General features: G+C 64.3%; 22 protein-coding genes and 1 tRNA gene. 7 read left to right on the top strand and 16 right to left on the bottom strand.

Annotation, left to right across the window (positions count from 1 at the left end; translation table 11 throughout):
- Positions 1-41 precede the first annotated feature (41 nt).
- Positions 42-4,445, bottom strand: a complete 4,404-nt coding sequence (locus tag BH93_RS03575) for an amino acid adenylation domain-containing protein (RefSeq protein WP_242459112.1) — start codon at positions 4,443-4,445, stop codon at positions 42-44.
- Between the two features lie 162 nt (positions 4,446-4,607).
- Complete coding sequence (locus tag BH93_RS03570) at positions 4,608-5,969, bottom strand: HNH endonuclease signature motif containing protein (protein WP_052065497.1); 1,362 nt, start codon at positions 5,967-5,969, stop codon at positions 4,608-4,610.
- A gap of 230 nt (positions 5,970-6,199) precedes the next feature.
- Between BH93_RS03570 and BH93_RS03565 the strand changes: the two genes are divergently transcribed.
- The gene (locus tag BH93_RS03565) at positions 6,200-6,886 is read left to right on the top strand and encodes a pyridoxamine 5'-phosphate oxidase family protein (RefSeq protein WP_037175835.1); all 687 of its coding nucleotides are present in this window, start codon (positions 6,200-6,202) and stop codon (positions 6,884-6,886) included.
- Here BH93_RS03565 and tgt read toward each other — a convergent pair.
- From tgt to BH93_RS03530, 7 genes are all read right to left on the bottom strand, one after another.
- Complete coding sequence (gene tgt / locus BH93_RS03560; RefSeq protein WP_037175833.1) at positions 6,840-8,078, bottom strand: tRNA guanosine(34) transglycosylase Tgt; 1,239 nt, start codon at positions 8,076-8,078, stop codon at positions 6,840-6,842. The two genes, BH93_RS03565 and tgt, sit on opposite strands and share 47 nt — an antisense overlap.
- 48 nt (positions 8,079-8,126) lie before the next feature.
- A complete protein-coding gene (locus BH93_RS03555; RefSeq protein WP_037176890.1) occupies positions 8,127-10,067 on the bottom strand; it encodes an ABC transporter ATP-binding protein in 1,941 nt (646 codons plus the stop codon).
- Between the two features lie 8 nt (positions 10,068-10,075).
- A complete protein-coding gene (locus BH93_RS03550) occupies positions 10,076-11,809 on the bottom strand; it encodes an ABC transporter ATP-binding protein (protein ID WP_037175831.1) in 1,734 nt (577 codons plus the stop codon).
- A gap of 93 nt (positions 11,810-11,902) precedes the next feature.
- On the bottom strand, positions 11,903-14,191 hold the full coding sequence (locus BH93_RS03545; protein ID WP_037175830.1) for an MMPL family transporter: 2,289 nt from the start codon (positions 14,189-14,191) through the stop codon (positions 11,903-11,905).
- A 2-nt stretch (positions 14,192-14,193) separates the two neighbouring features.
- Positions 14,194-14,877 carry an acyl-CoA-like ligand-binding transcription factor gene (locus BH93_RS03540; protein WP_037175829.1) on the bottom strand — a complete coding sequence of 228 codons (684 nt, stop codon included), beginning with the start codon at positions 14,875-14,877 and terminating at the stop codon, positions 14,194-14,196.
- Positions 14,878-14,963: 86 nt separating this feature from the next.
- Positions 14,964-15,422 carry an RrF2 family transcriptional regulator gene (locus BH93_RS03535; protein WP_037176889.1) on the bottom strand — a complete coding sequence of 153 codons (459 nt, stop codon included), beginning with the start codon at positions 15,420-15,422 and terminating at the stop codon, positions 14,964-14,966.
- Between the two features lie 46 nt (positions 15,423-15,468).
- Positions 15,469-16,104 (bottom strand): SOUL family heme-binding protein, encoded by a 636-nt coding sequence (locus tag BH93_RS03530; protein ID WP_037175828.1) that lies wholly within the window; start codon positions 16,102-16,104, stop codon positions 15,469-15,471.
- Positions 16,105-16,214: 110 nt separating this feature from the next.
- On the opposite strand from BH93_RS03530, the gene BH93_RS03525 reads away from it, so the two are divergent.
- Complete coding sequence (locus BH93_RS03525) at positions 16,215-17,120, top strand: sterol desaturase family protein (RefSeq protein WP_037175827.1); 906 nt, start codon at positions 16,215-16,217, stop codon at positions 17,118-17,120.
- On the opposite strand, the gene BH93_RS03520 is transcribed toward BH93_RS03525, so the two are convergent.
- The gene (locus tag BH93_RS03520) at positions 17,101-17,790 is read right to left on the bottom strand and encodes a YceI family protein (protein WP_037175826.1); all 690 of its coding nucleotides are present in this window, start codon (positions 17,788-17,790) and stop codon (positions 17,101-17,103) included. The genes BH93_RS03525 and BH93_RS03520 overlap by 20 nt on opposite strands.
- A gap of 120 nt (positions 17,791-17,910) precedes the next feature.
- Between BH93_RS03520 and BH93_RS03515 the strand changes: the two genes are divergently transcribed.
- The 3 genes from BH93_RS03515 to BH93_RS03505 are packed head-to-tail and all read left to right on the top strand — an operon-like array spanning position 17,911 to position 20,323.
- On the top strand, positions 17,911-18,921 hold the full coding sequence (locus tag BH93_RS03515; protein WP_037176887.1) for a PHP domain-containing protein: 1,011 nt from the start codon (positions 17,911-17,913) through the stop codon (positions 18,919-18,921).
- Positions 18,918-19,832, top strand: a complete 915-nt coding sequence (locus BH93_RS03510; RefSeq protein WP_032379931.1) for an alpha/beta hydrolase family protein — start codon at positions 18,918-18,920, stop codon at positions 19,830-19,832. The genes BH93_RS03515 and BH93_RS03510 overlap by 4 nt, the downstream gene beginning before the upstream one ends.
- Positions 19,833-19,867: 35 nt before the next feature.
- Complete coding sequence (locus BH93_RS03505) at positions 19,868-20,323, top strand: hypothetical protein (protein WP_037175825.1); 456 nt, start codon at positions 19,868-19,870, stop codon at positions 20,321-20,323.
- A 416-nt stretch (positions 20,324-20,739) separates the two neighbouring features.
- On the opposite strand, the gene BH93_RS03500 is transcribed toward BH93_RS03505, so the two are convergent.
- The 4 genes from BH93_RS03500 to BH93_RS03485 all read right to left on the bottom strand — a co-directional run bounded on the left by BH93_RS03500 (position 20,740) and on the right by BH93_RS03485 (position 22,178).
- Positions 20,740-20,830: transfer RNA gene (locus tag BH93_RS03500), tRNA-Ser, on the bottom strand.
- 58 nt (positions 20,831-20,888) lie between these two features.
- Complete coding sequence (locus tag BH93_RS03495) at positions 20,889-21,086, bottom strand: CsbD family protein (protein WP_032380656.1); 198 nt, start codon at positions 21,084-21,086, stop codon at positions 20,889-20,891.
- A 93-nt stretch (positions 21,087-21,179) separates the two neighbouring features.
- A complete protein-coding gene (locus tag BH93_RS03490) occupies positions 21,180-21,635 on the bottom strand; it encodes a nucleoside deaminase (RefSeq protein WP_037175824.1) in 456 nt (151 codons plus the stop codon).
- 3 nt (positions 21,636-21,638) lie between these two features.
- Entirely contained in the window at positions 21,639-22,178 is a 540-nt protein-coding gene (locus BH93_RS03485) for a tRNA adenosine deaminase-associated protein (RefSeq protein ID WP_037175823.1), read from the bottom strand.
- Between the two features lie 63 nt (positions 22,179-22,241).
- Here BH93_RS03485 and BH93_RS03480 point away from each other — a divergent pair, with 63 nt between their 5' ends.
- Positions 22,242-23,213 carry a prephenate dehydrogenase gene (locus BH93_RS03480; RefSeq protein ID WP_037175822.1) on the top strand — a complete coding sequence of 324 codons (972 nt, stop codon included), beginning with the start codon at positions 22,242-22,244 and terminating at the stop codon, positions 23,211-23,213.
- Here the strand turns inward: BH93_RS03480 and BH93_RS03475 are convergent.
- The gene (locus BH93_RS03475; RefSeq protein WP_032380655.1) at positions 23,186-23,701 is read right to left on the bottom strand and encodes a putative glycolipid-binding domain-containing protein; all 516 of its coding nucleotides are present in this window, start codon (positions 23,699-23,701) and stop codon (positions 23,186-23,188) included. The two genes, BH93_RS03480 and BH93_RS03475, sit on opposite strands and share 28 nt — an antisense overlap.
- A gap of 223 nt (positions 23,702-23,924) precedes the next feature.
- Between BH93_RS03475 and BH93_RS03470 the strand changes: the two genes are divergently transcribed.
- Positions 23,925-24,266 (top strand): hypothetical protein, encoded by a 342-nt coding sequence (locus BH93_RS03470; RefSeq protein WP_242459111.1) that lies wholly within the window; start codon positions 23,925-23,927, stop codon positions 24,264-24,266.
- Positions 24,267-24,284: 18 nt separating this feature from the next.
- On the opposite strand, the gene BH93_RS03465 is transcribed toward BH93_RS03470, so the two are convergent.
- Positions 24,285-24,662, bottom strand: coding sequence for a hypothetical protein (locus tag BH93_RS03465; protein WP_242459110.1), 378 nt, complete (start codon positions 24,660-24,662; stop codon positions 24,285-24,287).
- Positions 24,663-24,688 lie beyond the last annotated feature (26 nt).

Genomic DNA, 24,688 nt, shown 5'->3' with positions numbered 1-24,688 from the left:
CGCTGGCTTCGAAGTCGCGTGCGCCTCACGCACCGCACATGCTACACACCATGTAGTAGTTGCGTCGACGGTTCGAGTGCTGCCAGAGCTCGCCACTCCGAGTGGGGTTCTGCGACCATCGCATGCACGATCTGCTCGAGACGCCGCCCCAGTGCCACAACGGTATTCGCGTCGAACAATGCTGTGGGATAGACGATATCGATGTCCGTACAGATAGCGCCCCTGGGTCGTTCCGCGGGCTCCACTCCTGTCTTCCCTTCGCCGTCTCGATGTTCGGTGACGTGAAAATGAAGGTCACACTTGGCGATGTCGATCGGCCGCGGCGTGATCTCGAAGCGCACGTCCCCCGTAGTGAGGGTCTGGGTCGCAAAGACATCCAACGACAGCGCCACCTGAAAGATCGGGTGCCGCCCATCCGCCGAGTCCGCAGCGAGATCGGCGACGACATCCTCGAACGGCACCGACGCGTGGTCGAAGGCCCGTAATTCACTCGCTCGGGCCGACCGCACGACGTCCTCGACGGTCGATGCGGCCGCGATGTTCGTCCGGATCGCGACGGTGTTGGTAAATGTTCCGACGAGTTGCTCGAGTCTCGGGTCGTCGCGACCGGCTACCGGGGTTCCGATGACGATGTCGGTGGATTCCGTCGTCTGCGCGAGCAGAATCAACAGTGCTGCGCGGAGAACGGTGAATCGTCCGGTCCCGCAACGCTGTGCCAGATCGGTCATTCTCTCGGTGGTGGCTGCGTCGAACCGAAGCGACGTGCGAGCGCCGGAGAAGTCCCAGTCACGCGTACGAGGGCGGTCCAACGGCACGTTCCTCGAGCTGCGTATGTCCGCCAATTCCGCGCGCCAGAAGTCGAGGTCGGCCGACGCGTCGCGGTCCGCAGCCCAGACGCTGTAATCGGCGTACTGCAAGGGTAATTCAGGCCACGACGGCGCGGTGCCGGCAATTCTGGCGTGATACGCCATGACGAAATCCGACGCCAACAACCCGAGCGACCAGCCGTCCACTGCACTGTGGTGCACGGCGCACGCGAGCACGTGGCGATCGGGTGCTACTGCGAACAGTCGAGCTCGGATGGGGAACTCGGTGCGCACGTCGAAGGGGTGCTCGAGAGTCTGCACCACTGCGGCGTCATCGAAGTCCACAACATCGAGATTCGGTACCGCCCTAAACGAATCGGGCTCGACTGCCTGCACCGGAACCCCGTCGACATCCGGATAGCGCGTCCGCAACGTGCTGTGCCGATCGATCAGATCGGTCATCGCCTGTAAGGCTGCTGCTGCGTGGAACTCCCCGGAAATCGTGACCGTGAACGGCAGGTTGTACAGCGGAAGCCGTGCGCTTCGATCGATGTGGCGTTGCTGCGGCGCGAGCGGGATAGCGACTACGCCCTCCGACATTCCACGTTCGGGACGCGAATTCTGCTGCCGCCCAACCAGACGACGCTCATCGATACATGTAGCCAAGGCCTGAACGGAGGGGGCACCGGCGAGGTCTCGCACTCCGATGTCCACCGAGGCCTCGGCCCGCACCGATGCGACCACTCTGGTCGCCGCCAGCGAGTCGCCGCCGAGGTCGAAGAACGAAGCGGCGCAATCGATGCCGTTTATTCCGAGCACGCGCGCGAACACTGCCGCCACCATCTCCTCGGTGACACCGGACGGCTCGATCGGAGTACCGGTCGTCGGAGTGGTCAGCCTCGGAACAGGAAGGGCACCGCGGTCGACCTTTCGATTGATCGTCAGCGGAATCTCCTTGAGGACTGTGAGGGTCGCCGGCACCATGTGGGCAGGCAATCGCCCGGCGAGATCCCTGCGGATATCCTCGGTGTCGAGCACATGTTCGGTGAGTGCGGCAACGACGTACCCGTCGATACGCAGGTCCCCAGCTCGACTGCGGCGCAAAGCCGATGATGCCGCTGCGACGTCCGGATACGCCCGCAGCGCGGCGTCGACCTCGCCCAGCTCGACGCGATTTCCCCGGATCTTGATTTGATCGTCGGTGCGGCCGAGGAACTCGAGCGTGCCATCACCGCGCAGCCGCGCCCGATCTCCGCTGCGGAACATCCGACTCCCATTGCTGCCGAACGGGTTCGCAACGAATCGCGCAGCTGTATCCGCGGTCCGACCGAGATATCCGCGTGCGACACCGGGCGTCTCGATGTAGATGTCGCCGACTGCCCCCGACGGAACGGGCCGCAGCGTGCGATCGAGAAGGTGAATCACCGCCCCCACCATGGCTCGACCGATTCCGTCCGCGCTACCCAAAGTCAGTGGCGCGGTCATCGTGACACTGCAGGTCGTCTCGGTGGGGCCGTAGGCGTTGAACAGTCGGTGACCCACCGACCAGCGGTCCACCGTGTCCTGCGGTGCCGCCTCACCGCCGATGATGATGGTCCCGACACCCGACAGTGCTGCGGGATCCAGCGTCGCCAGCACCGAGGGCGTGATGAACAGATGCGTAATTGTCTGCTGCGCAATCAGGTCCGACAGTTCAGCGCCCGCGTAACTACCTGCCGGCGCAATCACCACTGCCGCGCCCGCGGTTGCTGCGGCCAGCACCTCGACGATGGCGGTGTCGAATCCAGGCGAGGCGAGGTGACAGACTCGTGAGTCGACATCGAGGTGATAGCTGCTCCTGATCTGTTGCACCAACGCGGCAATGCCATCGTGGGTGACAACCACGCCTTTGGGGGTGCCGGTGGAGCCGGAGGTGTAGATGACGTACGCCGCGTGGTGTGGTGCCGTCGGCGCGGCTTCGTCACCCGGGTCACCCTCCGCGAGAACGTCATCGAGGTTCAGCCACTCCCCGTCACCGAACTCGCCCCCGCCCGTGCACAGGCCCAACACCGCTCCGCTGTCCCGCACCACGAACTGTGCCCGCTCGAGGGGGTGATTCGGGTCGACCGGAACATACACCGCACCCACTCGTGCGATGGCCCAGAACGCGACGACCCCCTCCACGGATCGGCCGATGCGCACGGCGACCCGGTCCTCGGTACCGATTCCTCGGGCACTCAAGACGGATGCGAGTGCGGCGACTCGTGCGGCCAATTCTCCGTAGGTGATCGAGAAGGCCGCATCCTGGATCGCAATTCGGTTGCTGTACTTGGCGATTGCCGCGGCCAGCGTTTCGTTCAGAGATCCCTGCTCGGTCACGGCCGCGCCCACCGAGGCTGGTGTCGTTCGTGGCTCCTCGGGCAGGAATAGGTCGAGGTCGGCCACTGCCGTATCGCCGCAGCTCGATTCGGCGAAGCGGTCGAGAAAGTGCAGGAAACGTTCGTGGCGGCACGCAAGGTCGCTCGGCGTGTAGGCGGCAGGGTTGGCCTCGAAGTCGATGCGCGGACGAGCACCGCCTCGACCGGGATAGATGTTGACGGCAAGATCCGACACCGGGCCTGTGGTCAGAATGTTGATCTCGCCGTCGAAGTCACCGACGGCCACGGTGTTCGCGAACATCATCACGTTGATGGTCGGACCGAAACGCCCTGCGTGCAGGGCATTCCCGCTCTCGGACACCGGCGGTCTGCTGCGCTGGTGTCGGAGGACAGCCCCGATTGCGACCTCGGCCGACTTCACCACGTTGTTCACCGTCGCCGATCCGACGCTCGGCAACCGCAGCGGCACCACATGCGACAACGACGACCCGGCCCCGCGCAGCAGTGCCGTCGGCCGTGCCGAGACCGGCAGCGAGAGATCGACGTCGTCTACAACGTTCATGCGTGCGAGGAAGGCCGCGAATGCCGCGATCACCACGGTCGACGTGGCGTGGCCGGGGGCGGAAACAGAAATCGACCGATCCTCCCCGACGACGATCGGCACCGACGCAGGCTGAGCACTCCGGCCCCACGGTGCGCCATAGCCCAGATCAGCGGACTCCCAGTGCGCCCGATCGCGCCGCGCGCGGGCGGATGCGTGGTAGCGCTCGTCCTCGGCGAGAAGTGCCGCCGGCGTCGTCGGATCGATCTGGGGCGGCTCGACGCTGCCCTGCACCGCGGCATACAGGGCAGCCGCCCGCTCGAGCACCTTCATCGAGGCATAGCCGTCGAGCGCGATGTGGTGGGCTCTGGTGTACCAGAACACGCGATCGTCCCCGACGCGGAGGACGCGGAGCCGCACCAGCTGGCCGTAGATCGACAAGGGCGTTCGACAGTCGTCGTTCATCCACTGCATTGCCGCTTCTTCCGGACGGTCCTGTCCACGGAAGTCGAGAACCACCACCGCCTCGGTCTCCGCGTCCACGAATCGCTGCATCGGAGTGCCGTCGACCTCGAAAATCCGCATGGTCGACGACGAGAACTCGCGATGCGCTCTGCTGCCGCAGGCGGCCAACGCGTCGACGTCGACGGCACCGACGATGTCGACGTAATACGCAATGGTGAAGGGCACGTCGGGCATGAACTGCTGGGCAATCCAGATGTCGGCCTGGGACGAACTCACAGGTAAGGCGTCGTCGAACATCGTGGTCCCCCCACTGCAATCCATCTACTACACAATCAGTAGTAATAGGCTACCTCGGCAATTCAACGGAGGCACTCCGCCCCGACCTCGTCCAGCCCCGCACCGTGTTCTCGGTGCGGGGCTGGATTCGTATGCGTGGGCTTACGCGATGTGGGGGCCGGCTCGGGCGTGGGATTGCCGGGGTTCTCGGTAGGGGTCGACGGTGGCGGGTGGGACGAACCAGGGGTGGTTGTCTGCGGCGATGAACACTTCCCAGTCGGAGTGGTGGATGAGTCGGTGGTGGAATCCGCACAGTAGGACGAGGTTGTTCATGTCGGTGGGTCCGCCGTCGGTCCAGTGCCAGATGTGGTGGCCTTCGGTCCACGCTGCGGGTTTCCCGCAACCGGGGAACGCGCAGCCGTGATCGCGGGCGGTGAGCGCGCGTTTCTGTTTCGCGGTGACGGTGCGGGCAGTGCGAGCGAGATTGATGGGAGATCCGTGCTCGTCCATGACGATCGCGGTGAGAAGACAATCGCAGGCGAGTTGGCGGGACGTCTCGCGGGAGAGCGGTCCCATCCACGGCAGCCACCCGACAGTGGTGCCGTCGCCGAACAAATCCCTGTACGCGCGACGATCGGCGGCCGGTCCACTGTCACAACCCTCAGCATCACCGCCTCCGGTGCTGCTGCTCGCGCCATCGGATTCGGTTGCGGTGCCAGTGTTCTCGCCACTGCCACTGCCACTATCGCCTGCTGCAGTACCGCGCAGGTCGGTGAGGTCGCGCAGGCTGATGTGCAGGTTGACGTGCGGTTTCTCTCCGCCTTCGGTGGGGCGATTACTCGACGCGATGTAGCGGTCGAGGATGTGCCCGAAGGCGTCGGCTCTGCGTTTGGCGGGGCTGCGGTCGTCCTGGGTGCCGTCGGCTGCGGGTCGGGGTTCGGTCAACGGTGAGAGCGCGGCGAGGAGTTTTTCTCCGGTGATCGCGTCGAAGTCACCTTTGAGCGCCAATCGCCCGTTCAGGGTTTTCGAGGCGAAGAGTTCGTTGCGGTCGGTGTCCTCTGGTGGTGGCTTGTTGCCACCGTAGGTGTCTTTCAGTTTGGTGATCGCTTCGCGGATGCGGTCGGTGCGTGCGCCGGGTCCGGTGGCGGCGGTGATCATGGCGGCGCGGGCGATGTCTTGGCCTTCTTGGGGGAGGTTCTTGGGTGGGGTTTCGGCGAAGGTGAGGATCAACGCGGCGTGGTCGACGGACATGACGCCGGTGTTGACGGCGTCGGCGATGTCGGGGAAGTTCTTCAGTCCGCGGGCGAGGGCGACGATCTTGTTCGCTTTGCTCGGGGTGAGCAGGGTGGTGGAAGTCAACCACCCTGCGGGTCCGGGGAATCCGAGTTTCTCGCGGGCCACGCGAGTATCGATCTCGGCGACGAGGGCGATCCGGTGGGCTTCCATCAATTGGATCTGGTGGGAGACATCGGCAGCGTCGGCGAGGAGTTCTGCCTCGCTCAGTTGCCAGATCTCTGCGGTCATGGGGGTAAGTGTATCGAATGCATGTTCGATACACAATGATAGTGCAATCGAAAACTATTGTCTTGCAAAATGATTCGGGAAAGCAAACCTGTCGGTAGCACGTGGTAATGCCTCAGATTCTCGCACTATGTCCTCCATCGATGGGCAGAATCGCACTGAGCATGTGGCTCGTGGTTGAGAGACACTCTGTCCCAGTCTCGTGGCTGGGACAGAGCACATAGAATTCATTCGTGCCGCAGAGCAACCACTATCACCATTTGATGTTCGGTCCTGCTGCAATTGCGCGGCAGAAGGTCGACGGCAGCTACACCGCCTACGGCTCACAGACCGAGCGCCCCGACGACGGTCCGATGTCTCTCGACACTCGCGAGAAGGCCATGATCCGCGCGGTGGATCAGTTCCAGATCGCCACTGTTGCCGAGACCGGCTGGCCCTACATTCAGTATCGAAGCGGCCCCAAGGGGTTCCTGCAGGTCCTCGACGACCGCACACTCGGCTTCGCCGATTTCGCCGGCAACCATCAGTACGTCACGGCGGCCAATCTCGATCACGACGATCGCGTCGCCGTGTTCTTGGTCAATTACCCTCTGCGCCAACGCCTCAAGCTCTACGGCCGGGCACGAACCGTCGAGGCCGCAGATGATCCCCAACTACTGGACCGACTGAGAAAGATCGGCGACCTGACCGTCGCCGCCACGTGCGAGCGCAGCGTCGTCATCGACGTCGAGGCCTTCGACTGGAACTGCACCCGCAGCATCATCCCCCGCTACGACGCGGCATACCTCGCGGACCTGTCCGAGGTGTACCAGCGCAAAGCTGCAGAGCGGGAACAGGAACTGCTACAGCGGATTTCGGAGCTCGAAGATCAACTCACGCAGTCTTCGGCGCATAGAAGCGACCCAGAAACTCCGTCTTGAATTCGGCGAAACGTCCCTGCTCGATCGAGGCTCGAATGTCGTCCACCAGTTTGACCGTGAAGCGCTCGTTGTGGATGGTGCACAGCGTCGACGCGAGCATTTCCTTGGCCTTGAACAGGTGATGGATGTAGGCCTTGGTGTAGTGCGCGCAGGTGTAGCAGTCGCAGTTCTCGTCGATCGGGGTGAAGTCGCGTCGATGCTTGGCGGTGTTGATGTTGAAACGGCCCGACGGCACGTAGATCGCTGCATTGCGTGCCACGCGTGAGGGATTGACGCAATCGAAGGTGTCGGCGCCGTTCTCGATGGCGGTGAAGAAATCGTCCGGTTCGCTGATCCCGAGCATGTGCCGCGGCTTGTGTTCGGGCAGTTCCTCGTTCACCCACCGAGTGATGGTGCCGAGGTTCTGCTTCTCGAGCGCACCGCCGATCCCGTAGCCGTCGAAGCCACGGCCTGTTTCGCCGGTGATCGTCTCGAGATCGTGGGCGGCCTTGCGTCGTAGATCCTCGTACTGCGCGCCCTGCACCACTCCGAACAGCGCCTGGTACGGCTTGTCGGCGCGCTCGACCGTGAGCCGTTCGTGTTCGAGGACGCATCGCTTCGCCCACGCCTGGGTTCGGTCGACCGACATCTCCTGATAGCCGCGGGTATTCATCAGCGTGGTCAGCTCGTCGAACGCGAACATGATGTCGGCACCGAGCCGATGCTGAATCTGCATCGACACCTCGGGAGTGAATCGATGCTTGGAGCCGTCGAGATGGGATTTGAACGTCACGCCGTCGTCGTCGACGTGAGCCAGCCGCTCCTTGCCCTCGGCGATGACGTCGTCGGACTGCACGCGCGTGGCGTCCATCGAGATGACCTTCTTGAACCCGACACCGAGCGACATGACCTGGAATCCGCCGCTGTCGGTGAACGTCGGCCCGTCCCAGTTCATGAACTTGCCCAGCCCACCAGCCTCGTCGACGATGTCCGAGCCCGGCTGCAGGTACAGGTGGTACGCGTTGGCGAGCACCGCCTGCGCACCGAGTTTCTTCATCGCCTCGGGCAGCACCGCTTTGACGGTCGCCTTGGTGCCCACCGCGATGAACGCGGGGGTGGCGATGTCACCGTGCGGGGTGTGGATGGTGCCGGTGCGCCCGAGCTCACCGTCGAGCCGGGTGCCGATATCGAAGCCGAAACTGGAGGAACTCACCTGGTCAGTATGCGGCTTCGCCGCTTGTGAGCGGAAATTCGTAGCCCGCTACGAATTTCTATGCACCTGCGGCGAAGCCGCTCCAGCCGCATTGAGGCGGAAGTACGCACCCCTGGCCTCGAGAAGTTCCTCGTGATTGCCCTGCTCCACGATGCTGCCGTTTTCCATCACCACGATCGTGTCCGCGTCCCGGATGGTCGAGAGACGATGCGCGATAACAAAACTGGTGCGATCGCTGCGCAGTTTCGCTGTGGCCTTCTGCACCAACAGTTCGGTTCGAGTGTCGACGGAGCTGGTGGCCTCGTCGAGGATGAGGATCAACGGCTTGGCCAGGAAGGCGCGGGCGATGGTGATGAGCTGCTTCTCACCGGCGCTGACGTTGTTTCCCTCCTCGTCGATGATCGTGTCGTAGCCGTCGGGCAGGGAGTGCACGAAACGGTCCACGTAGCTCACCCGCGCGGCCTCGAGGATTTCCTCTTCGCTGGCGCTCGGGTCGCCGTAGGCGATGTTGTCGCGAATGGTTCCGCCGAACAACCAGGTGTCCTGCAGCACCATGCCGGTGCGAGCGCGCAGTTCTTCGCGGGTCATCTTCCTGGTGTCGACGCCGTCGAGAGTGATGCGGCCCGAGTCGATCTCGTAGAACCGCATGATGAGGTTGACCAATGTGGTCTTTCCCGCACCGGTGGGACCGACGATCGCGACCAGGTGACCAGGATCGGCCACCAGCGAGAGGTTTTCGATCAGCGGGCGGTCGGCCGAGTAGCCGAAGGAGACATTCTCGAATTCGACGCGTCCCCGTCGCTCGATGGGCCGCACCGCATCGGCGGGATCTGCATCCTCTTCCTCGGCGTCGAGCACCTCGAAGATGCGCTCGGCGGAGGCGACACCGGACTGGATGAGGTTCACCATCGAACCGACCTGAGTGAGCGGCTGTGTGAACTGACGCGAGTACTGGATGAAGGCCTGCACTTCACCGAGACTGAGCGTGCCGGACGCGACCCGCAGCCCACCGACGACGGCGATGACCACGTAGTTGATGTTTCCGAGGAACATGATGACGGGCATGATCATGCCGGAGATGAACTGAGCTCGGAAGCTGGACTGGAAGAGCTTTTCGTTGCGATCGCCGAACTCGCGCTCCACCTCTTCCTGTCGACCGAAGGCCTTGACGATCTCGTGGCCGGTGTACGTCTCCTCGATCTGGGCGTTCAGCTTTCCGGTGTGCTTCCACTGTGCGACGAAGTGCGGCTGCGAACGCTTGGCGATGACGGCGGTCACCGCGAACGACGCCGGAATGGTCAGCACCGCAACGAGAGCCAGCAGTGGCGAGATCCAGATCATCACACCGAGGATGCCGAGCACGGTGAGAATGCCGGTGATCAACTGACTGAGTGTCTGCTGCAGGCTGGTCGAGACGTTGTCGATGTCGTTGGTGACGCGGCTGAGCGTCTCACCGCGCGCATTGTTGTCGAAGTACTTCAGCGGCAGTCGATGCACCTTGGCCTCGACGCTAGCGCGCAACAACAGGATTCGACGCTGCAGCGCGATGTTGAGAATGTAGCCCTGCGCCCAGGCGAGCAGTGACGAGAGTACGTACAGCACGAGGACCCACATCAGGACGGTTCCGACAGCACCGAAATCGATACCGGCACCGGGGATGACATTCATGCCTGACAGCAGATCGGCCGTCGAATCGTTCCCGGCTGCCCGAAGCCCGTCGATCGCTTGCTCTTTCGTCTGACCGGGCTCGAGGCCCCTGCCGACGACGCCGTCGAAGATGAGGTCGGTCGCGTGGCCGAGCACGGTCGGCGCGGCCACGGTGAGCACGGTGCTGGCGATACCGAAGGCCAGCATCACCGACAGGAGCACCTTCTCGGGAGCGAGCAGGCCGACCAACCTCTTGAACGAACCCTTGAAGTTACGGGCCTTGGTACCCGGCACCACAGCCTTCGCGACGGGTGCGTCGTCCTTCTCTTCCGTCTTCTCCACCTGCGCGGTCACAGTGCACCGGCCACGGCGCGCTGTGAGTCGACGATCTCGGCGTAGGTGGGGCAATCGGCCATCAATTGGTCGTGGGTACCCACACCTACCGGCTTTCCGTCGTCGAGTACGAGTATCTGGTCGGCGTCGATGATGGTCGAGACACGTTGAGCAACAACGATCATGCACGCATCTCGCGTCACCGGCTTCAGTGCCGCCCGCAGATTGGCATCGGTCGTCAGATCCAGTGCGGAGAACGAGTCGTCGAACAGGTAGATGCTGGGTTTGCGCACCAGCGCACGAGCGATGGCCAGGCGTTGACGCTGACCACCGGAGACCGTCGTACCACCCTGTGCGACGGGTGTTTCCAGTCCCTCGGGCATGGCGCGCACGAAGTCGGCACCCTGGGCGATCTCGAGTGCCTCCCACAGTTCCGCGTCGGTGGCGTCGGACTTGCCGTATCGCAGATTGCTGGCGATGGTGCCCGAGAACAGGTACGGCTTCTGCGGAATCAGACCGATCTCGGAACGCAGCAGATCCAGATCGAGTTCGCGGATATCGACTCCGCCGACGCGTACCTCACCGCCGGTGACGTCGATGAGTCGCGGAATCAGGTTGACCAGCGTGGACTTTCCGGAGCCGGTACCGCCGATGATCGCGGTGACCTTGCCTGCTTCGGCCCGCAGGTTCACTCCGCAGAGCACCGGATATTCGGCACCGGGAAAGGAGAATTCGGCGTTGACGAGCTCGACCGTTCCCGGCGAGGATGCGAAAGTCTTGGGCTTGTCCGGCAACACGACCGACGATTCGGTGGCCAGTACCTCACTGATGCGGTCGGCACACACCGACGCGCGGGGCACCATCATTGCGATGAAGGAGGCCATCATCACCGACATGAGGATGAGCATGATGTAGCTGAGAAGGGCTGTGAGAGACCCGATCTGCATGGTGCCCTGATCGATGGCATGGCCACCGAACCAGATGACGGCGACGCTGGTGACGTTGCTGATGAGCATGACCGTCGGGAACATCAACGCCATGAGCCGCCCGACGCGTAGTGCGGTTTCGGTGAGTGCGGTGTTGGCCGCTCCGAACCTGTCGACCTCGAAGTCCTCTCGGACGAACGCCCGCACCACGCGAATTCCGGTGATCTGTTCACGCAGAACACGATTGACGGCGTCGATGCGCTTCTGCATCGAGCGGAAGGCCGGCACCATCTTGACGATGATCAGGCCCATGGAGATCGCCAACCCCGGTACCGCGATCAACAGGATCCAGGAGAGGCCGAGGTCCTCGCGTAGCGACATCACGATGCCACCGACGCACATGATCGGAGCCATCACCACGATGGTGAACCCCATGACGATCACCAACTGCACCTGCTGAACGTCGTTGGTGTTGCGGGTGATCAGCGACGGCGCACCGAACTGGCCGACCTCACGAGCCGAGAACGTGCCGACGCGGTGCAGGATCGCGCCACGCAGATCGCGTCCGACACCCATGGCCGCGCGAGCACCGATGAACACCGCGGCCACCGAGCTGATGATCTGTACTGCCGAGACCGCCAGCATCAGTCCGCCGGCAGAGAGGATGTAACCCGTGTCGCCCGTGGTGACGCCCTTGTCGATGATGTCGGCATTGAGGCTGGGCAGGAACAGCGCCGCCAACGTGGCGACGAGTTGCAGCAGAACCAACGCGACGATCGGCAGCTTGTACGGCGCCAGATACGTGCGCAGCAGGGGAATCAGCATGATGGCCGAAGATTACTCGTACACATGGATGACAGTCTCTCCGTTTTTCGAGTGTTGCGGGCAATCTTCGGCCGACCGGGTGCAGCCCTGGAACTACAGGGTCTTCTCCGGAGCCGTCTTCAGCTTGGCACCTTCGATGTCCACGTTGGGCAGGATCTTGTCCAGCCACTTCGGCAGCCACCAGGCCTTGTCGCCCAGCAGCGCCATCACCGACGGAATCAGCACCATGCGCACGACGAACGCGTCGAAGAACACGGCAGCGGCGAGCGCGAAGCCGATGGACTTGATGAACGAGTCCGGCTCGGCGATGAACGCAGCGAACACCGAGATCATGATGACTGCGGCCGAGGTGACCACGCGTGCGCCGTACTTGAAACCGTTGACGACGGCATCCTTGGCGGCCGCGCCGTGCACGAACTCCTCACGCATACGCGAGACGAGGAACACCTGGTAATCCATCGCGAGACCGAACACCACACCGATGAGGAAGATCGGCATGAAGCTGACGATCGGCTGCGGGTTGGAGATCAGGCCGAGTCCACCCTCTTGGAAGATGAACACCGTGGCACCGAAGGTCGCGAGCACGCTGAGCAGGAACCCGAGCGTTGCGGTGAGCGGCACCAGGATGGAGCGGAACACCAGCATCAGCAGTACGAATGCCAGGCCGACCACCACTGCGAGGTACGGGATCAACGCGTCCTGCAGTCGTTCCGAGACGTCCAGTTCGAGTGCCGTCTGACCGGTGACTCCGTAGGAGACGCCGTCGCTGGCCACGACGCCGGGTTCGGCGTCGCGCAGATTCGCCACGAGGTTCTTCGTCTGCTCACTGTTCGGCGAGGACGACGGGGTGACCAGGATCTGTGCGGTGTCGCCGGCCTGGTTGACGGCGATGATCTGGGCGTTGGTCACGTCGGATTGCCCGGTGATGGTCTCGACGACCTTGCCGAACGACGCCGTCCGATCGGCCTCGGCGACGTTGGACGCGTCGGCGATGACCAGTAGTGGGCCGTTGCGTCCCGGCCCGAAGCCCTCGTCGACGATGTCGTAGGCCTGACGGGCGGGCGTCGACGGGTCGGCGGTAGCGGTGGACGGCAGTGCCAACGACAGACCGGTGGTGGGTCCTGCGATGACGCCGAGCAGGACGATGCCGCCGATCAGTCCCAGTGCGGGCCTCTTGACCAGGAACCGAGCCCAACGCAGTCCGTTGGTGGGGGTGGCGTTGGGGTCTTCCGGGTCGGTGGTGTTGACGAACTTGATCTTGCCTGCGAAGGCCTTGCCCTTGTACAGACCGAGCATCGCCGGCAGGAAGGTGAGCGCGATCAGTACCGCGACGAACACTGCAAAACCTGCGGCGAGACCCATCTGCGACAGGAACGGAATGCCGACCACTCGGAGTGCCACGAGGGCGATGAGCACCGTAGCACCGGCGAACACCACGGCCGATCCCGCCGTTCCCACAGACCGTCCGACGGCTTCCTCGCGGTTGTCGGTGAGCGTCAGCTCGTGTCGGTAGCGGGCGAGGATGAACAGGGAGTAGTCGATCGCGACGGCCAGGCCGATCATGATCGCGAGCACCGGAGTGAACGACGACAGGCTCGCGAAGCCGGACGCCGTGGTGATCGCGAGGCTCGAGATACCGATTCCGACGATGGCGGTGATGAGCGGCAGGCTGGCAGCCGCAGCGGATCCGAACATGATGAGCAGCACGACGGCGGCGACGGCGAGGCCCACGATTTCCGAACTGCCACCGGGCGAGACGTTCTCCTGCGCGACGGTACCGCCGAGGAGGACGGTCAGTCCGGCGTCACGAGCGGGCTGTGCCGCCTCGTCGAGCTGGGTGCGGATCTGGTCGGTGACGTCGGCGAGTTCGACGTTGATCGGCACGGTGATCGTGCCGACGTTGCCGTTGGGGCTGAGCGGGGAGGTGGCCGCTGCGTCGGCTGCTACCTGGTCTGCGGGAGTGCCCGCGTCCGTTGCCGCCTGGGTGTATCGCTCGATGATCGACTGGTTGGCTGCAACCGGATTCGCCAGCGGCTGACCACCTTCGGCGGGTTTGGCGGCGTCGACCTTCTCGATCTCGGCGATGGTGGCGTCGATCGCCGAGGTGTACTGCGGAGTGTCCAGCGACTGCCCGTCGGGTGCCTGGAACACGTACTCGGCGCTGACCGCGGTCAGCGGATCCTCGGCGGTGCCGAAGCGCTCGGACTGCAGGTCCAGTGCAGCCTGCGCGGGTGTACCCGGGATGCTGAACGAGTTCGCGGTGGGACCGGACAGCGTCGCCGCGCCCACTCCGGCGAGGACCAGAATCGCCAGCCACAGTCCGAGGACGATGCCCTTGCGTCGGTACGCGAATCTTCCGATTCGGTAGAGATAGGTGGCCACTGTCAAGCTCCTCGGTTGTGTTCGGACGTGTGGGGGTGAGGTTCGGGTTCGGGAGTGGAGCCTGCGGAACGACCCTTGGGCTCGGGCAGTCCTGCTCGGAGTTGGTCGAAGGCCTCTTCGATGAGGGCCTTCGGTGTCGACGCACCCGAGGGGTCGGTGATCCAGATGTTCAGTGCGGACGTCACGGCACCACCGACGGCCATTTGCAGCAGGTTCGGGTACAGGTCGGTGTCGATATCCGTTCCGGTTCGCTCGGCGATGGCCTCGCCGAGTTTGCGGGTCAGGGAGTGATGCATTTCGAGCTTGCGGGCCATCAACGCGGGGTTGGCCTCGATGAGGCGGGCCGCAGCGAAGGTATCTTCCAGGTCCCTGCCGGGATCAGCGACAAGGTTGATTGCTATGTGCCGCAACGAGTCCCAGATCGGCTCCGTCGACGGCCGCGCACGCAGCAGCTCGAACCATTCGAGTGCCGAGACCTCGATGTGGTGCAGAACCGCTTCTTCCTTGTTGGAGAAGTAGTTGTGGAACGTGCGGGTGGAGACTCCCGCTTCGTGCGCGATGGCGTCGGCGGTGACCGCGTCGAAGCCGTGCTGCTTTCCCAGACGCACGGCCGCCAGACCGAGAGCGTCGCGGGTAGCGGCCTTCTTGAGATCACGAAGGCCCGTCGGGGAAGTCACGAGTACCAAAGTACGGAACTTGCACGCTTCTGCAAGTTTGCAGAGACGTGCAATATTGTCGATCCCGCCACACCTGACCGCCGGTGTGACTCAGATCATCGGCGAGCCCATGCCGTCGGCTCGCTGACCAGCTCTTTCACAAAGCCCGGCAGATCGTCCTCGACGATATCCGCCAGCGACACCGCCTCGAGCACCGCGCGCAGATTGACGCGCACCGCCAGCCACACCCGGGTGAGCGGCTCGGCCGGGCCTGCATACTCCGCGTCCTCGGGCCGTTGACCACGCACCGACGCCAGCGGCCCCTCGACGGCCCTGATCACATCGGCAACGGAAATGTCCGACGCCTCCCGCGCCAACCAATAGCCGCCGTCCGGCCCCCGCCGGCTGCAGACCAGATCCGCGCGACGCAGATCCGAGAGCACCGATTCGAGAAACTTGTGCGGTATACCTTGCGCAGCGGCCAGCGCCTCGGCTTTCGCGGGGCCCTGCCCGTCGACCGCCGCCAGTTCGATGAGCGTCCGCACCGCATAGTCCGCCCTCGCCGTGATGTGCACCGTCAATTCCTATCATTTCGGTAGGAAATTAGCGAGCAGTCGACCGTCAGGAACCGTCCGGTACCACCACGACCACCTCGTTGCGCCGCAGTGGTGCCACGGTCCAGGGCGGATCGTAGAACCAGGTCATCGGCTCACCCAGCATCTCGATGCCGTGTGCGCGCAGCGCTGCGGTCAACGCCGCCATCTGCGGTTCGACGTCGTCTCGGCCGCGCCCACCGCTGAAACGCAGCACGGCCACCGTCTCCGCCGGAACCGACGTCAACGTCACGCGGTCGTCGTCGGGCTTCGGCAGTGTGTCCATCGTCCACTTCGACGGCATGAAGAACCGAACGACCCAGCCGTCGCTGCCGGGCGTGCTCGACACGGGAGCCGTCATCGCGATCTTCTGGGAGCCTGCGGACGACTGACTGACGGGAGCGGTCATCGCGACCTTCTGCTTGCCCCCGTTTCCACCGAAAATGTACCGGGCCAGGCGACGGAAACCCTCTTGACGTGCCTCTTCCTCGTCTGCGTCGACTGTGGTCTGCGCCGCGATCCGTGGTTCGTAACGACGGATCTCCACTGCATCGGTCAGTCGCCGGCTCGTATGCGGCGGCTCCTCGGTGCCGACCCGAATTCCGACGACACCCAACGCGGCCTCGCCCACCTGCCCGATCATGGACGTGATTTTCTTCAACAAGTCCGACTCCGCTCTCTCGGCCGACAGTTGCGCCCTTCCACGGTACGAGCCGTGGGAAAGCCGGACAGGCAGCGTTACACTTAGTCCCTTACTGTCACGCGGGAGGTTCGATGGACAACTGGATCGGTTCGGCGTGGAATGCCCTACCCGAACCGCTGCGAGATCCCGTCGCGCTGGCCATCCCCGCGTTCGCGCTGCTCCTGACGATCGAATGGATCGCGGCCGCGAAGCTCGAAGACGGTGAACGCGGCGGCTATTCCGGCAAGGACGCGCGGGCCAGCCTGAGCATGGGCTTGGTGTCGATCGCGACCACCACGGCGTGGAAGGCGCTGGCGTTGGTCGGCTACACGGCCGTCTATGTCTACGTCGCGCCGTGGCACCTCCCCGCGGACGCCTGGTACACCTGGGTGATTCTGATCCTGGGCGTCGACCTGCTCTTCTACGGATATCACCGCATCGCGCATCGAACTCGACTCATCTGGGCGACGCATCAAGCCCACCACTCGAGCGAGTACTTCAACTTCGCCGCGGCGCTGCGACAGAAGTGGAACAACAGCGGCGAGGTCATCATGTGGCTGCCACTCCCCCTGCTGGGCATGCCGCCGTGGATGGTGTTCGTCGGATTCTCGATCAACCTCGTCTATCAGTTCTGGGTGCACACCGAGCGCATCGACCGGTTGCCACGCCCGTTCGAGTACGTCTTCAACACGCCCTCGCATCACCGCGTCCATCACGGCCGCGATCCGCAGTACCTCGACAAGAACTACGGCGGAATTCTCATCATCTGGGATCGGCTGTTCGGAAGCTACGCCGAGGAGGTGGAGCGGCCGAACTACGGATTGACCAAGCCTGTCGACACGTTCAACATCTGGACCCTCCAGACACACGAATACCGCAACATCGCACGGGATGTTGCGGCATCGCGGTCATGGAAGGAACGCGTCGGATACCTCGTGGGACCGCCGGGATGGACGCCGCAGGCCCCACGAGAACGAGCTACTGCCGACTCAGATTGATGAGGAAGTCGACGGTGCCCGAATCCTCGACGGTGACGAAGCCGAGCGACGGCGGTTCGACGCCGTAATCGGCCCACGTCGTCGGAATGGCACCCGATGCGATGAGCGTGTCACCGGATTGCAGTACCTGCATCTCCACCGAGATGGGTCGCGTCTGATCCTTGAGCGTCAATGTGCCTTCGGCCGTGACGGTTTCGGTGGTTCCGTCCTTGGGGAGGCCGGCCAGATCGATCGGCGAGTCGATCGTGAACGTCGCCGTCGGATACGTCGCGGTGTCGAAGATGTTGCCGCGGAACTGGCTGTCTCGACGATCGCTGTCGGTGGTGATCGAATTGGTCTGCACCACAACCTCACCGGCGGTCAACGAGTTGTCTGCGATGGTGACCGAGCCGCTGACCTCGGACGTCGACCCGACAACGGTCACGTCCGAGCCGTTGAGAACCTCGTCGACGGTGTAGCCCGCCGCGGTGGTGTTCGACGCGTCACCTGGGGTGACGGTCCATGTTCCGTTCAGATCCGCGGTGGTCGCGGCCTGCGCGCCCGAGGTGTCGACGGTCGCCGCTGGCGCGGCATCTTCTTGGAACGACGCGTAGATCTTGGGCCCGAAGTACAGCCCGAGCGCCACGAGCACAACGACAACCACGCCTACGATCCACCATTTCTTGGTCATGACCGCCGATGATAGTTGCAGCTTCAAGCCCATGGGAGATGAGAGACCTGGCAACTCCCTGAGAGTTTTGTCCGTTTACCCCGTGAACACGTGTCGGCACCGACAGGCACAATGGAACGCATGGATCCGGTGGACGCACTTCGAGAGATCGGGTACTGGCTTGAGCGCTCACGCTCGGACACCCACCGCGTCAAGGCCTATCGGCGAGCCGCCGATGTCGTCGAATCTCTCGGTCCTGCACAACGATCCGAGCACGAGAAGGCCGACAGCTGGTCCTCGCTGGCCGGCATCGGAGCCAAGACCTCGCTGATTATCCGTCAGGCTCTGGCGCAGGACGTCCCGGATTATCTGGCCGAGCAACGAAACGCTGCCGAACCCATCGGCAACAATGCCCTCCGCGCTGCGCTCAGGGGTGATCTGCACACCCATTCCAGCTGGTCCGACGGCGGTAGCCCCATCGAGGAGATGATGCGCACCGCGGCCAGGCTCGGCCACGAGTACTGCGCGCTGACCGATCACTCCCCGCGCCTGAAGGTAGCGAACGGCCTCACCGCCGAGCGTCTGCGCGCCCAACTCGACATCGTCGCCGAACTCAACGAACGGCTCGCACCGTTCCGCATCCTCACCGGGATAGAGGTCGACATCCTGGACGACGGGTCACTCGACCAGGACGAAGGCCTGCTCGCCGAACTGGACGTTGTGGTGGCGAGCGTGCACTCCAACCTCCGTGCCGATTCGAAGGCGATGACCAAACGCATGGTCACCGCCATCGCGAACCCGCACGTCGACGTCCTCGGCCACTGCACCGGACGGCTCGTCGAGGGCGGTCGCGGCACCAGGCCCGAATCGACGTTCGACGCGCCCGTGGTGTTCGAGGGCTGCCGCCAATTCGGCACCGCAGTGGAGATCAACGCCCGACCCGAACGACAGGATCCACCCGAGCGCCTCATCGACATCGCGCTCGAACGCGAGTGCCTGTTCTCCATCGACACCGATGCGCACGCACCAGGCCAGCTCGACTGGCAGGGGTACGGCTGTATCCGCGCCGAGGCCCGCGGTGTGCCCGCGGAGCGAGTGATCAACACCTGGCCGCTCGACGAACTGCTCGATTGGACGGATCGCCGCGCGTGAACCGTCGTCACTTCCTCTCCGGCCTGCTCGCGGTGGCGCTGGTCGGCTGCAGCTCCACCGACACCGATTCCTCACCGAGTACGGCCGAGACGTATTCGGCTGCGCTGCAACCGGTCTCGGGCCCTGTCGGCGATCCCGTCCGATTGAAGTACGGATACGATCCGGACAACATCGGCGATCTCTACCTCCCCGACAACAACGCCACCTCACTCCCGGTGGTGGTGATGATTCACGGAGGCGGATGGCAGGAAGATCTCGACCTGTCGTACTTCGAGCAGATGTCGGCGGCCATCGCCGACGAAGGCATCGCCGTCTGGAACGTCGAATATCGGCGCGGGCCGAACAACTGGGCCAACACTCTCTCCGACGTCGACGACGCCACCGAGGCGCTGGCCACCGTCGTACAGGACGCAGCAGGCGGGAGGCTCGATCTCGATCGCGTCCACGTCGCCGGGCACTCGGCCGGCGGTCAGCTGGCCGCATGGGTGGCCGCTCGACACCTGATGCCCGTCGACGCGCCGGGAGCGGAACCGAAGATCAAGCCGCGTAGCGCCACCATCATGGCCGGCGTGTTCGACATGAAGCGGGCGGCCACACTCGGAAACGACAAGTTCGTGCCGGTCTTCCTCGGCGGCATGCCGAACGAGGTACCGGGCCGCTACAAGATCGCGTCGCCCATCGAATATCTCCCCCTCGACGTTCCGCTGACTGCGCTGCACGGTGACGCCGATCAGACGGTGTCGGTCAATCAGAGTCGCGTTTACGTCGATGCAGCGACCAAGGCGGGCAGCACCGACACCGAACTCGTCGTACTGCCCGGAGCCGGCCACGGCGCGTTCCTCGACCCGAAGAACCGGGCCTGGTCGACAGCATTGAGCACCATCACCGGACGTGCGCAGACCCTGCTCTGACGTCGGTGGTTCCGCCGGGGTGGTACACAGTTGCGATGAACGGAAAAATCGCGACCGGATTGCTCGGGCTGATCGTGGCCGTCTCGATTGCCGGATGCAGCGACGATGCGTCGACCGAGGCCGCGTCGACCACCTCCGCCGCGGCCAGCACAACGACGTCTGCCGCGGCCTCCACGACAGTTCCCGCCAGCACCACGCTCGACGCCCCGGCACCCGCGGACACTCCTGAGTCCGAGGCACCTGCTGCCGAGCCCGCCGCCCCCACCGATCCAACCTCGGGCGTCACCGGCGAAGCGCTGTACCAGCAGACCTGCACCCAATTTCTGCCGTCCATCGATGCACTCGAACAAACCGGAATCTCCGATCGCGCCAAGTCGGTCGAGGGTCTGCGCAACGAAATGACCACCGCGCCGAGCTGGAACACCGTGCCGCCGAGCGATCAGGAACAAATTCTGCGTGGACTCGCCGCCGCGGGTACGGGGCAATGCTGAGCGTCTGAGTCCCCAGTGATCGCGCAAACGCGCGCGCACTTGCCAAGTGCGCGCGGTTTAGACACCGAATCGGTGGCGAATCCGCGCGCATCTGACGAATGCGCGCGCGTTTGCGGCAGAACCCCAACCCGGCTGAGCCGCACACCCCGCGCCCACCTCCGCCCGGTGATCCCACCCCGGTGATCCCGGTGATCCCACCCCGGTGATCCCGCAAACGCGCGCGCACGTGCCACGTGCGCGCGGTTTAGACACCGAATCGGTGGCGAATCCGAACGCGTCTGACGAATGCGCGCGCGTTTGCGGCAGAACCCCAACCCTGCCGGCCCCAACCCTGCCGGCCCCAACCCTGCCGGCCCCAACCCCAGACCTGCGAACACAAAAAAACTCCCCACCTGCGTGAACAGGTGGGGAGTTTTTGGCGGTGGCGGAGGGATTTGAACCCTCGGACGGGGATTACCCGTCACACGCTTTCGAGGCGTGCTCCTTAGGCCGCTCGGACACGCCACCGCAGAAGACTGTACCGGAATGACGGCCTGAGGCTAAATCGCCTGCTCAGCACATAAAACTAGTTGCCGGTGAGCTTGTCCTTGATGTTCGAGGCTGCGTCCTTGACCTTCTCGGCACCGTCTTTGAATGCTGCCGAGGTCTGGTCGCCCTTGCCCTCTGCTTCGAGGTCCTTGTCTCCGGTGGCCGAACCTGCGGCTTCTTTCGCCTTGCCGCCGAGGTCTTCGGTCTTGTTCGAGATCTTGTCGCCGAGTCCCATGAGTGTCTCCTTCGCAAGTTCGGAGCGCAGCGTTGCGCTCTGCCCTCCACCCTCCACAAAATTGGACATCGGGGCCACCGTGTGACGAGATCGTTATCTCTGGCGAGCGAAGAACCTGGTCAGCACGTCGGCGCATTCGGCTTCGAGTACTCCGCCGCGAACCTGCGGCCTGTGAGTGAGTCGACGATCCCGCACGACGTCCCACAGCGAGCCGACCGCTCCGGTCTTGGGTTCCCACGCGCCGAACACCACAGCGCCGACGCGGGCCAACACCAGCGCCCCCGCGCACATCGTGCAGGGTTCCAGCGTGACGGCCAGGGTGCAGCCCTCGAGTCGCCAACCGTCACCGTGCACCGCCGCTGCTCGCCGCAATGCGATCACTTCCGCGTGTCCGGTGGGGTCGCCCGACGCCTCGCGCGCATTGCAGGCCCGGGCGATCTCACGTCCCGAGGCGTCGAACACCACGGCTCCGACGGGTACATCGGCGTCCGATGCCTCGGCCGCGGCCGAGAGCGCTGCGCGGATCATGTCCGCGTCGGACACCACCATCGGTCAGCGTCGCAGCTTGTTCACCGCTGCGGCGAACTCGTCCTCGAAGCCAAGGCGTTCGGCGATGGATTGCAGCTGCTCGTCCGGGTAGTCGTCGGTCTCGGCGACGATGATGCCCAGCACGGCCTCGGGTAGTCCGAGATCGGCGAGTAGGGCGAGGTCGCCCTCTTCGTAGGGTTCGATGTCGTCGAGCTCGTCGGGGTCGACGTCAGGAATCTCGATGTTCAACGCATCGAGAACGTCTGCGGCAATTTCGTAGTCCACTGCGGCCACCGCGTCGGACAGCAGCAGGCGCGTGCCGTTCGGTGCCGGACGCAGGATCACGAAGAATTCCTCGTCCACATCGAGCAGCCCGAACACGGCACCCGAGCTGCGCAGTTCACGCAGTTCGGTCTCTGCCGCCGACAGGCTGGTCAGTGCATCGTCGGACAGCGGCGTCACGGTCCACTTGCCGTCCTCTCGGACAACTGCAACGCCGAATCCCTCGAGGTCGTCGTACTCCGATGCGGATGCGCGATCGTCTTTCGCGCGCTGTGCGGCCATGCGCGCAACGGTAGTCCGGTATGGGTCGGTATTCGAAGTCCACCTCCCATCGACAGCACCCACCTGTGCCAATCTGATCGGGTGACTTCTTCCTCGGTGTGCGTTCTCGGTCTCGGACTGATCGGTGGGTCGATTCTGCGCGCGGCACACGATGCCGGCCGTCCGGTGTGGGGGTGGAACCGATCGGCCGACGCGATCGCCGGTGCTACAGCCGACGGATACGACGTCGGTACCGACCTGACAGCTGCTCTGACCAGGGCATCCGAGGAGGATGCGCTGATCGTCATCGCCGTCCCGATGCCCGCTGTCGATTCAGTTCTGGGCGCGGTCGCCGAGCACGCGCCCTCGGCTCCGATCACCGATGTGGTCAGCGTCAAGGCCGAGGTCGCTGCCGCTGTGACTGCTCGCGGACTGCAAGCGCGCTATGTCGGCGGGCACCCGATGGCGGGCACCAATCATTCGGGCTGGTCTGCCACCGACCCCACGCTGTTCGCCGACGCGGTGTGGGTGGTGTCCACCGACCCCGGAGTCGACGCCGACGTGTGGGTCCGCGTGGCCCGGCTCGCCCTGGACTGCGGTTCGGTGGTGGTGCCGGCCGAGAGCGTCGAGCACGATCGCGCCGTGGCCCGGATCTCCCACCTGCCGCATCTGCTGGCCGAGGCACTGGCGATCGTGGGAGCGGCCGGCGGGCCGTTGGCGTTGGGCCTGGCTGCGGGGTCGTTTCGCGACGGAACGCGGGTGGCGTCGTCGTCGCCGAATCTCGTCCGGGCGATGACCGAGGGCAACGCAGCCGCGCTACGAACTGCACTCGACGAAGCGATGCATGCGCTCACCGAAGCGCGCGAAGAACTGGACAAGAACTCGACGAAAACACTGGTCGACGCCGGAAACGCAGCGCGGCTGCAGTACGAGCAGCACCAACGTTTCGAGATCACCGACATCACCCCGGGTGAGCCGGGGTGGCGAGAAGAACTGCAGGACGCGGGTCGACGCGGCGGCGTCGTGCGTCAGATCCGTTCGGCCAGTCCGGGGTAATCGAGAACGAATCCCTCGGCATCGACCGTGACGGACGATGTCGACACCGGCGAGATGACGTGGATGCCCTCGGAACCACTGCTGTAGGTCAGCGTGGCCTCCTGGATGCTGAGGTCGAGGAGATTGACGTACACCGTCGGTACCTCGAGGTCCTGGACCTGGGTGTGCAGACCGAAGCGACGGATGGGCAGCGTGTTGAAGAACGGACTGAGCACCATGTCGACGTCGAGCGCGCCGCTGTAGGTCGAGCGCTGATGGCTGGCGCTGTTCTCCACCATCCAGTAGCCCTCGTCGTCTCGACTCACTGACGCCTGCCGGTCACCGGAGGCGAGCGAGGTGCGCACCGACAGCCGCTTGGTGACGCCGTATTCGTCGGTCACCAGGTCGTAGGAGGCGCTGAAGGCGGGATGATCGGCACACGCGGCACCGATGATGCGTCCGGCAGCCTTGATTCGGTTGCCGGAGAGCTGGACGCGCACGGACTCCATGCGGGGAACATCGTGCGCTCGCCACGTCAGGATCGAGGGCCAGGTTTTGGCGTCGGTGGAGTCAGACGCAGGGACGGAGGCATGCTCGGCACCCGATGCTTGAGTGATCACCCATCTACGGTAGGCGACGAGCCCCCCTCGAGAACAAGCGGACGTGCCTTTTCCTCTTTCACTCCTGGTCATTCCGCAGGCTCCACTCCCGCCATTACTTAAGGTGATGACCGTGACGACAGAGAACACAGGCGGCGGGCAGTTCGATTTCGCACATTCCGAACAGGCTGCCAAGAGTCGACAGGACAAAGCGACGGCATTGGCGCGCTATGTCTGGGATCGCGGTATCACCGGAGCCGAACTGCTCGACCTCACCGACGCCGTCCGCAGGAAACTCGCCCGCGCGGCAGACCTGCACCCACCGAGCACGATGGAAACCTGGACCATCGTGGCCGAGCTGCTCGACCGCAAATCCGCATGGGCGGCCGAACACCCCAGTCACGACGGCGCGACGCCACAGCACGCCGACGAGAAGATCATGTGGGTCAAGCCGCCCATCACGCCCTGGACCTGATCGGTCACCAGGCCGATCTCACTGGCGATAGATCTCCACGTGGGCACCGGTGACCACACCGAGGGTCGACGTCGGCTGGTCCCAGCTCGAACCGCAGTTGCCCGACGCCTGACCTGTCGGCACGAAGGATCGGCTCGACGAGGTGTAGGGGCCGACCGCCAGGAACGGAACGGCGGCGGTGACATGGAAGCCCCAACATTCGGTGATCAGTACGTACTCCCTCCCCGGAGGAGCACCGGTGTCGTGGCACGTTGCAGACGCGCCGAAGGCATCGTGGGCGATGGAGCAATCCTGAGTGTCAGCATGGGAAACGCCTGCGCCGATGATTGCTGAAAAGGCCAGACCTGAGACGACGACGGTGGCAACTCGTGTTGCCGCTACAAATGTTCTTCTCATACAGGTCATTTCGCCGGGGACCGACC

Origin of the sequence: Rhodococcoides fascians A25f (genome assembly GCF_000760935.2) — a bacterium.
In the GTDB taxonomy this organism is placed as follows: Bacteria; Actinomycetota; Actinomycetes; order Mycobacteriales; family Mycobacteriaceae; genus Rhodococcoides.
This window is presented reverse-complemented; position numbering and strand designations above follow the sequence as displayed.